The sequence below is a fragment of the Bradyrhizobium sp. genome (assembly GCF_016462955.1).
Taxonomy (GTDB): domain Bacteria; phylum Pseudomonadota; class Alphaproteobacteria; order Rhizobiales; family Xanthobacteraceae; genus Bradyrhizobium.
Genome location: NZ_JAEMSD010000216.1, coordinates 1,098 through 10,766 on the forward strand (window position 1 = coordinate 1,098; position 9,669 = coordinate 10,766).

At 64.7% G+C, this 9,669-nt stretch carries 8 protein-coding genes and 1 pseudogene; 5 read left to right on the plus strand and 4 right to left on the minus strand.

Features of this window, described 5'->3' with window-relative positions:
• A partial coding sequence (locus JHD07_RS21265) for a metallophosphoesterase (RefSeq protein WP_291625452.1) occupies positions 1 to 726 on the plus strand: 726 nt, incomplete at its 5' end.
• A 2-nt stretch (positions 727 to 728) separates the two neighbouring features.
• Here the strand turns inward: JHD07_RS21265 and JHD07_RS21270 are convergent.
• From JHD07_RS21270 to JHD07_RS21280, 3 genes are all read right to left on the minus strand, one after another.
• A complete protein-coding gene (locus tag JHD07_RS21270) occupies positions 729 to 1,031 on the minus strand; it encodes a hypothetical protein (protein WP_291625454.1) in 303 nt (100 codons plus the stop codon).
• Between the two features lie 173 nt (positions 1,032 to 1,204).
• Positions 1,205 to 2,227, minus strand: coding sequence for an NADP-dependent oxidoreductase (locus tag JHD07_RS21275; RefSeq protein WP_291625456.1), 1,023 nt, complete (start codon positions 2,225 to 2,227; stop codon positions 1,205 to 1,207).
• Positions 2,228 to 2,410: 183 nt separating this feature from the next.
• Positions 2,411 to 3,976 (minus strand): winged helix-turn-helix domain-containing tetratricopeptide repeat protein, encoded by a 1,566-nt coding sequence (locus tag JHD07_RS21280; protein WP_291625466.1) that lies wholly within the window; start codon positions 3,974 to 3,976, stop codon positions 2,411 to 2,413.
• Between the two features lie 194 nt (positions 3,977 to 4,170).
• On the opposite strand from JHD07_RS21280, the gene JHD07_RS21285 reads away from it, so the two are divergent.
• From JHD07_RS21285 to JHD07_RS21295, 3 genes and pseudogenes are all read left to right on the plus strand, one after another.
• Positions 4,171 to 4,935, plus strand: coding sequence for an SDR family oxidoreductase (locus JHD07_RS21285; RefSeq protein WP_291625458.1), 765 nt, complete (start codon positions 4,171 to 4,173; stop codon positions 4,933 to 4,935).
• 2 nt (positions 4,936 to 4,937) lie between these two features.
• Positions 4,938 to 5,757, plus strand: a pseudogene (locus JHD07_RS21290) (alpha/beta hydrolase).
• A gap of 42 nt (positions 5,758 to 5,799) precedes the next feature.
• Positions 5,800 to 6,447: a hypothetical protein gene (locus JHD07_RS21295; protein WP_291625459.1), complete on the plus strand. Its 648-nt coding sequence runs from the start codon at positions 5,800 to 5,802 to the stop codon at positions 6,445 to 6,447.
• A 116-nt stretch (positions 6,448 to 6,563) separates the two neighbouring features.
• On the opposite strand, the gene guaB is transcribed toward JHD07_RS21295, so the two are convergent.
• Positions 6,564 to 8,057, minus strand: a complete 1,494-nt coding sequence (guaB, locus tag JHD07_RS21300) for an IMP dehydrogenase (RefSeq protein WP_291625461.1) — start codon at positions 8,055 to 8,057, stop codon at positions 6,564 to 6,566.
• Between the two features lie 423 nt (positions 8,058 to 8,480).
• Here guaB and JHD07_RS21305 point away from each other — a divergent pair.
• A partial coding sequence (locus tag JHD07_RS21305; protein WP_291625463.1) for an MFS transporter occupies positions 8,481 to 9,669 on the plus strand: 1,189 nt, incomplete at its 3' end.

A 9,669-nucleotide genomic window follows, 5' to 3' on the forward strand; every position in this document is an offset into this window, starting at 1 on the left:
CTCGTCGTCAACACCGGCGACGTCTCGTTCGACGGACCGAGCAGCCGCGACGACATCGAATTCGCCAAGAGCCTGCACGACGCCCTGCCCGTCCCCTGCCGCTACCTGCCCGGCAATCACGACATCGGGGACAATCCGACCGCAATCGGGCCGGCGCCGAAGCCGCCGGTCGACGAGATGCACCGCCGGCAGTTCTGCGAGATCATCGGCGAAGACCATTGGTCGTTCGAGGCCGCGGACTGGCGCTTCATCGGCCTCAATTCCCTGGTCATGAATTCAGGGCTCGCCTTCGAGGCCGAGCAGTTCAACTGGCTTGCGGCCGAAATATCGCGCGCAAACGGCAGGCCGGTGGCGCTGTTCCTGCACAAGCCGCTATTTCTCGGCCTGCCCGACGACGCCGAGACGCCGGAGACGTCGATCCGCTACGTGCCGCAGCCGGCGCGGGCCAAGCTGATCGACATGTTCGGCAGTGTCGACCTGCGCCTGATCGCCAGCGGCCACGTGCACCAGCGCCGCGACTTCACCTTCCGCCACACCCGGCACGTCTGGGCGCCGTCTGCCGGCTTCGTCATCAACGATTCCCGCCAGGATCGGATCGCGATCAAGGAAGTCGGCCTGGTCGAATACCGTTTCCGGCCCGACAGCGTCGAGGTCCGGCATGTCCGGGCGGCGGGCCAGCGCGATGTCGATATCGAGGAACTGCTGGCCCAGATGGGCGGGCACTGAGCTCAGGCCACGCTCTTGAGATCGCGCTGGATCGCGGCGAGCAGGGATTCAAGTGCCTCGCTGTTCACCGGCTCGGCTGCGGAAGCACGGGCGGCGGGGGATTGCCCGGCAATTGACCCCGCCCTGAGCGGATGCTTCGGAAAGGGCGGCAGTGGTGCCGGCATGGGATGGCGAGCAAGATCGCCCACGTCCTCGGTGTGGACGAACTTGCCGTGGATGACGTCGTCGCGCCGGCCCATGACGAACATCGTCGCCCAATAGCCGGCCGCCAGGAGGATTACGCTGAAAACACTGATCTCGAACATCGCAGCACCTAAAATATCTGCGATGATTCAATGCCTTCGTCCGGCGGTCAATGAACCGGAGGTCACACCTGCGGCTTTTACGGGCAGGTGTGACCATTTGGTAACGCTTTATTAACTATCCCCATCCGGAATGTGGCCGCGGGGGCCGCGCGTGAATTCCGCTCCCCGTCGCGCTAGGCCTTGTCCGGCCCGACCCGCACCAGTTGCTTGCCGAAATTGGCGCCCTTCAAGAGGCCCATGAAGGCGGCCGGCGCGCTCTCCAGGCCCTCGGTGACGAACTCCTTGTACTTGACCTTGCCGTCGCGGACCCAGCCGGACATGTCGCGCAGGAAGTCGCCATGGCGGGAGGCGAAGTCGGAGACGATGAAGCCGCGGAAGGTCAGCCGCTTGGTGAGAATGTTGCGCATCATTGCGCCGGCCCATTTCGGCGGTTTGGCCTCGGTGTCGTTGTAATGGGCGATCAGGCCGCAGACCGGCACGCGCGCGAACGGGTTGAGCAGCGGGAACACCGCCTCGAACACGGCGCCGCCGACATTCTCGAAATAGACGTCGATGCCTTTCGGGCAGGCGTCCTTCAACTTCGCCGCGAGATCGGGATCGCGGTGATCGATGCAGGCATCGAAGCCGAGTTCCTTGACGACGTAGTCGCACTTGTCCTTGCCGCCGGCGATGCCGACCGCACGTGCGCCCTTGATGCTGGCGATCTGGCCGACGGCCGAACCGACTGCGCCGGAGGCGCCGGCGACGACGACGGTCTCGCCGGGTTGCGGCTTGCCGATGTCGAGCAGGCCCGTATAGGCGGTCATGCCGGGCATGCCGAGCACGCCGATCGAGGTCGAGATCGGGCCGAGCTTGGGATCGACCTTGATCAGGCCCTTGCCGTTCGAGATCGCATGCGTCTGCCAGCCGGAGCGGATACGCACGATGTCGCCGACGGTGAAATCCGGATTGTTGGAGGCCGCAACCTCGCTGACCGCCTCGCCTTCCATCACCCCGCCGACCGGCACCGGCGCTGCGTAGGACGGCCCTTCGCTCATGCGGCCGCGCATATAGGGATCGAGCGAGAGCCATATCGTGCGCAGCAGAACCTCGCCCGCCCCAGGTGTCGGAGCAGTGAATTCCTCCAAGCGGAAATCAGTCGGCTTGGGTTCGCCGACGGGACGCGCGGCGAGAACGATGCGTTTGGCTTGGGACATGATGGCTTCCTCCGGATTGGCTTTCGCCGCGAACGGAAGCGGAGGGATGTAGCTACGTCAATACAAAAGCGAGGGGCGTCCGGCTCCCTCGGCGCCGTCGTCATCGAAGCAACCTATCGCCGATCACGCCCGCCTCAGCTCCGTTGCCGCCGCTTCCAGCATTCCGTGCCGACGGGCGTCCCATCATTCCGGCAGCCCGGCCATCCGCATGCCCTCCGCAGCGAGCGCGAAATCCTGCGGGCGGCGGACCAGCAGCCAATCATGCAAGACGCCGACCCGTAAAGTCGGATCCAGCCTCCGGACGTGGCCCATCGCCTCGCGGGCTTCGTCCATCCGCCCGGCCAGCGCGTGGCTCGCCGCCATGAAGGCGGCCACCCGCAGGACGTTCGGCATCTGCCGCGTCGCCTGCTGCAGCGACGCCACCGCGTCATCGAAGCGGCGGCAATACAGGTGCCCCATCGCGATCCCGGTCTGCATCTGGAATATCTCCGGATCGAGCGGGCTGAGCCGCATGGCTCGGCTGAAATGGGTGATCGCGCTGTCGTGTTCGCCCATCGAGATTCGCTGATAGCCGCCGAGATACCAGATCGTCGACGAATTCGGATTGAGCACCAGCGCGCGGTCCACATGGGCGACGCAGGTGTCCAGGTCGCCGCCGAAATGCGGCCAGGCGTGGCCGCCGCGGCACAGCGCAACCGCGTCGTTCTTGTTCAACGTCACCGCGCTCTGGCACAACCGCGCCGCCTCGGCGCCGTCGGCGACGCGATCCGTGAGCCAGCGATTCATCTTGCGCCAGTAAAAGCACCACGCCGCCATGCCATAAGCTGCGGCGAAGTCCGGATCGCGATCGATCGCCCGGTAGAACAGCGGCAACGCCGCATCGATTCCGTCGCGGGTCGCGGTGTGGAACCGCGCCAGCCCGCGGAGATAATAGTCGTAGGCATCGAGGCTTTCGGTCGGTTTGCGCTTGGCGCGTTCGATTTCGGCCAGTTCGAGCTGCGGCGCGATCGCGCCCACGACGCTGGCGGTGATCTGGTCCTGCAGTTCGAAGATATCCTCCATCGTGCTCTCAAATCGCTCAGCCCACAGATGAGCGCCGGTGGAGGCGTCGATCAATTGTCCCGTGATGCGCACACGGCCAGCGGAGCGACGCACGCTGCCTTCCAGCACGTAGCGCACGCCGAGTTCGCGGCCGATCTGCTTCACGTCGACCGCGCGGCCCTTGTACGTGAAGCTCGAATTGCGTGCGAACACGAACAGCCACCGGATTCTAGACAGACCGAAGATGATGTCTTCAACCATTCCGTCAGCGAAGTACTCCCGAGCGGGGTCCCCGCTCAGGTTCAGAAACGGCAGCACAGCGATCGAGGGCCGGTCGGGCAGGTCGAGCGCGGCGACCGGCTTCTCCGCCGACGGAACGATCGCGGTGAGCTGATCGGCCGCTTCGTGCACCACACCGACAAAGCGAAACCCCTTGCGCGGAACGGTTCGAATCAGCCGCTGCACCTCTCCACTGTCTTCCAGCGCCTTGCGCACAGCGTTGATGTGGCTGGCCAATGTCGATTCCGAGACGATCCTCCCACCCCACACCGTGTCGAACAAATCGTTCTTGCTAACGACACGGTCGCGGCTGCGCACCAGATAGAGCAGCAGATCGAAAGCTTGCGGCGTGAGGTTGACCGCCTCGGAGTTTCGCTGCAACTCCCGCCGGTCAGCATCGAGGACATAGGCTTCGAAGGTGAAACGCACCACAAAGGCCCTACTTGACACCGAGCCGCATCCCGCTCTCGGCGCGCCCCAATCGAGGCTGTTGCGCCCTGTTTGGACGAAACTGCAAGCAGATTTCAAGCAAAAACCAAGGGCCCTGCACGTCCCCAGCAAGGTCTTGAGTCGGATTCGGGCGCATCCTCCTGCCTCTGGAGCGAACAAGGCGCGAGGACAAAATGAAGATCGTGGTGATCGGCGGCAGCGGCCTGATCGGTCGCAATGTGGTACGCGGGCTTCAGGCTAAAGGCCACGAAGTGGTCGCGGCCTCGCCCTCCTCTGGCGTCAACACCTTGACCTGCGAGGGCCTCGCCGAAGCAGTCCGCGGTGCACAAGTCGTGATCGACGTCGCGAACTCCCCGGCCTTCGATGACAAGACCGCGATGGATTTTTTCCGGACCTCGGGCCGCAACCTGCTGGCGGCCGGAACCGCCGCCAACGTGAAGCATCATCTCGCGTTGTCGGTGGTGGGCACCGACCGATTGCAGGCGAGCGGCTATTTTCGTGCAAAGCTCGTGCAAGAAGAGCTCATCCAAGCATCAGGCCTTCCATACACCATCCTGCGCGCGACGCAGTTCTTCGAATTCATCGACGCGATCATCGCAGGCGGCACCGACGGCGACGTGATCCGGCTGTCGCCCGCGCATTTCCAGCCTGTCGCCGCCGACGACGTCGCGGCCACACTGACCGAATTGGCGCTCGGTCCGCCCGGCAACCGCATAGTCGAGATCGCTGGTCCCGAAAGGCGCGGACTCGATGATTTCGCGCAGCAGGTCTTGGCCGCCAGGGGCGACACGCGCCGCGTGATCCCCGATATCCACGCCGACTATTTCGGCCTGCCCCTGAACGATCGGTCACTGACGCCGGGCGACGCGCCACGGCTCGGGCCGACCCGGCTCACCGACTGGCTCAAAAATTCCCTTGTCACTCCAAAGGACGCATAGCGATGAGCACGATCACCACCAAGGACGGCACCGAGATCTACTACAAGGACTGGGGCCAAGGGCCGGTCGTGACCTTCGCACGGCTGGCCGCTGAATGCAGACGCCTGGGACGGCCAGATGCTGTTCCTTGCCCAGCACGGTTTTCGCGTTGTCGCGCACGACCGGCGCGGCCATGGTCGCTCCAGCCAGGCCTCGGAGCACAACGACATGAACGGCTATGCGGACGATCTCGCCGCGGTGATCGAAGCGCTTGACTTGCGCGACGCCACGCTGATCGGCCATTCCACCGGCGGTGGCGAGGTCGCACGCTATATCGGCCGCCACGGAACCGGTCGCGTCGCCAAGGCGGTGCTGATCGCGGCGGTGCCGCCGATCATGCTGAAGACCGAAGCCAATCCGGAGGGACTTCCGATCGGGGTGTTCGACGCCATTCGTGCAGGCGTCGCGGGCGACCGATCGCAATACTACAAGGATCTGGCGATTGCCTTCTACGGCGCAAACCGACCGGGTGCGAAAGTCTCGCAAGGTACGCTCGATCAGTTCTGGCTGTGGAGCATGCAGGCAGGCGCCAAGAATGCCTATGAGAGTGTCAAAGCCTTTTCGGAAACCGATTTCACCGAGGACCTGAAGAAGTTCGACGTTCCGACGCTGGTGCTGCACGGCGAAGACGACCAGATCGTGCCGGTCAAGGACTCCGCACGCAAATCGGCGAAGCTCATCAAGGGCGCCAAGGAGGTCTATTACCCCGGTGCCCCGCACGGCCTGACCGCAACCCATCAGGATCAGGTCAACGCCGAGCTCCTGAAGTTCATCCGGGACTAGCGATCTCGTTCTCCTGCAGACCTGAGCGCGAAAGACAGCAGCATGGACAAACCTGCCCACCGGACCCTCGCGGGCGTAGTCGTCCCCGACACCCCGATTGTCGATGCCGCGATCGATCATGCGCGGCGGCACTGCGAAGCGTATCTGTTCAACCACGTCGTCCGCTCGTGGCTGTTCGCGGTACGGCTCGCACAATTGCAGAACGTCGCGCACGACGAGGAAGTGCTCGCGGTCGGTACCCTGCTGCACGACATCACGCTGAACGAAAGCTTCGCCGGTCCGCGCCGCTTCGAGGTCGAAGGGGCGGACCTGGCGCGCCACTTTGCCGCCGAGCGCGGCTTCGACCAACGCCGTGCCCAGCTGATCTGGGACAGCGTCGCGCTGAACTCAACCCCCTCGATCGCTCTCTACAAGGAGAGCGAGGTTGCGCTCTCCACAGCCGGGATATGTTTCGACGTCATCGGGCTGCAATACAACGCCATTCCCGCCGGCGAAGTGTCGCGGATCGTCGCCGAATTCCCACGCATGCAGATGAAGCGGCAATTCCGCCGCTGCTTCTGCCATATCGCAAGCACCAAGCCTGAGACAAGCTACGACAATTTCGTCCGGGATTTCGGCGAGCGCTTCGTCGATGGATACCGGGCACCTTCGGTGGTTGATCTGGTGGATGCAGCGCCCTTTGCCGAGTAGGATTGCATCTCAATCCTACCTGAGCGACCGCGACGACGCGGTTGCGCGCGGCCCGCTCGGGTCGAGCGGGGCACGGCAGTATCTTGGCGCGCCAAACCCGCGCGCGAGCAACGCGACTAGCCCGCGCCCGGATAATTCGGGCTTTCGCGCGTAATCGTGACGTCGTGGACGTGGCTTTCGCGCAGGCCCGCGCCGGTGATGCGGACGAACTGGGCCTTGTCGTGCAGCTCCTTCATGTCGCGTGCGCCGACATAGCCCATCGCGGCACGGAGGCCACCGGCGAGCTGGTGCATGACGTTGCCGACCGGGCCCTTGTAGGGCACCTGGCCCTCGATGCCTTCTGGCACCAGCTTGAGCGTGTCCTTGATGTCCTGCTGGAAGTAGCGGTCCGCCGAGCCGCGCGCCATCGCGCCGACCGAACCCATGCCGCGATAGGCCTTGTAAGAACGGCCCTGCCACAGGAACACTTCCCCAGGCGTCTCGTCGGTGCCGGCGAGCAGCGAGCCGACCATGGCGATATCGGCGCCGGCGGCGAGCGCTTTCGCAAGGTCGCCGGAGAACTTGATGCCGCCATCGGCGATGACGGGGATGTCGGCCTTTTTCGCCGCTTCCACCGCATCCATGATCGCGGTGAGCTGGGGCACGCCGACACCGGCGACGATGCGGGTGGTGCAGATCGAGCCCGGACCGATACCGACCTTGATGCAATCCGCGCCGGCGTCGATCAGCGCCTGCGCGCCTTCCGTGGTCGCGACGTTGCCGGCAACGACCTGCACCGAGTTGGACAGGCGCTTGATGCGGTTCACGGCCTGCAGCACGTGACGGGAATGGCCGTGCGCGGTGTCGACCACGACGAGGTCGACGCCGGCATCGATCAACCGCTCGGTTCGCTCGAAGCCGGTATCTCCCACCGTGGTGGCGGCGGCGACGCGCAGGCGCCCCTGCGCATCCTTGCAGGCGAGCGGATGGGCGACCGCCTTCTCCATGTCCTTGACGGTGATGAGGCCGACGCAGCGATATTGCTCGTCGACGACGAGCAGCTTCTCGATGCGATGCTGGTGCAGCATGCGTCGCGCCTCGTCCTGGTTGACGTTCTCACGCACCGTGACGAGGCCCTCATGCGTCATCAGCTCGGAGACTTTTTGCCGGCGGTCGGTGGCGAAACGGACGTCGCGGTTGGTGAGGATGCCGACCAGCTTGCCGGGTGTGTTCTTGCCGGCGCCGGTGACGACGGGAATGCCGGAGATGCCGTGATCGCTCATAAGCTTGAGCGCATCCTCGAGGGTGGCCTCGGGGCTGATGGTGAGCGGGTTCACCACCATGCCCGACTCGAAACGCTTGACCTGCCGCACCTGGGCGGCCTGCCCCTCGGGATCGAAATTGCGGTGAATGACCCCGAGACCGCCAGCCTGCGCCATGGCGATCGCCATACGCGCCTCAGTGACGGTGTCCATGGCCGAGGCCATGATCGGGATGTTGAGCGGAATGGCGCGGGTGACGCGGGAGCGGATGTCGACCTCGCCCGGCATGACGTCCGACAGGCCAGGCTTCAGCAGCACGTCGTCGAACGTAAAGGCTTCGCGGATGCCCTGAAGTTGCACCGTGGCCATTTGCCAACTCCTTCCTGCGGTCTTGCCGCAAATAGCTATGGATGAGCGCCGCCCTCGGCGTACCTTGCGGCATCGCCTTGAGAATCGGAGCCCATCAGTGGGGTTGACGCGGGTCGATAGCATGCCCGCGTGACGAATCAAAGCAAATCGGAGCGCTGGCCAGCCATGCACAGGGTTTTTACGTAAATTCGCCGGGGTTGGATCAGTGCGCCGTCCCCTCGGCTGTCATTCCGGGCTCGCGCCAAGGGGCGCCCCGGAATGACGGTGGAGCGAGAAGCGACGCCCCCGGAAGGACGAGGCTGTGGGTCACACCGTTGTTACGCGGGACGTAGGTGCCATGCGTGGATCCGCAATAGTCGGCGGCGGACGGCGGTGATAAAGCCGCGACTCCACCCTCCTTCCGATTTTCATTACCAATCCGTCATGGTCGACAAGCAACGCGTCATTCCGCTGATCGTGGCCACCGCGCTTTTCATGGAGAACATGGATTCCACGGTGATCGCCACCTCGCTGCCGGCGATCGCGGCCGACATCGGCACCAGCCCGCTGACGCTGAAACTCGCGATCACCTCCTATCTGCTGTCACTCGCGGTGTTCATTCCGGCGAGCGGCTGGACCGCCGACCGGTTCGGCGCGCGGATGGTGTTCGCGATCGCTGTCGGCGTGTTCATGGTCGGCTCGGTCGGCTGCGCGCTGTCGACCTCGGTCACCGATTTCGTGTTCGCCCGCATCCTGCAAGGCATGGGCGGTGCGATGATGACCCCGGTCGGGCGGCTCGTGCTGCTGCGCTCCGTCGACAAGAGCGCGCTGGTTAACGCCATGGCCTGGGTGACGGTCCCCGCCCTGATCGGCCCCGTGATCGGACCGCCGCTCGGCGGCTTCATCACCACCTACGCGTCCTGGCACTGGATCTTCCTGATCAACATCCCGATCGGGCTGCTCGGCATCTTCATGGCGCTGAAATTTATCGATCCGATCAAGAGCGAGCAACCCGAGCCGTTCGATCTCTACGGCATGGTGATCGCCGGTATCGGTCTCGCAGGCATCGCCTTCGGGCTCTCGGTTGCCGGTCTCAATCTGCTGCCCTGGACCACGGTTGCCGCGCTGGTCGCAGGCGGTGCGATCTCGATGACGCTCTACGTCATTCATGCCCGGCGAACCGGATCGCCGGTGCTCGATTTCTCGCTCCTGAAGCTGCCGACGCTGCGCGCGGCCGTGTTCGGCGGTTTCCTGTTCCGCCTCGGCATCGGCGCGCTGCCCTTCCTGCTGCCGCTCCTGATGCAGATCGGCTTCGGTCTGTCGCCGTTCCATTCGGGCCTCGTCACCTTTGCCTCCTCGCTCGGGGCTATGGGGATGAAGACGCTGGCGGCACGGATCATCCGCACCTTCGGCTTCCGCAACCTGATGACGGTGAACGCCATCATCAGCGCCTTCTTCCTCGGCGTCTGCGCGCTGTTCACGGTGTCGACGCCGCTGCTCATCATCATGGTAATCCTGGTGATCGGCGGCTTCTTCCGCTCGCTGGAGTTCACCGCGATCAACACGGTCGCCTACGCCGAGGTCGAGACCGCGCAGATGAGCCGCGCCACGACACTCGTCAGCGTCAACCAGC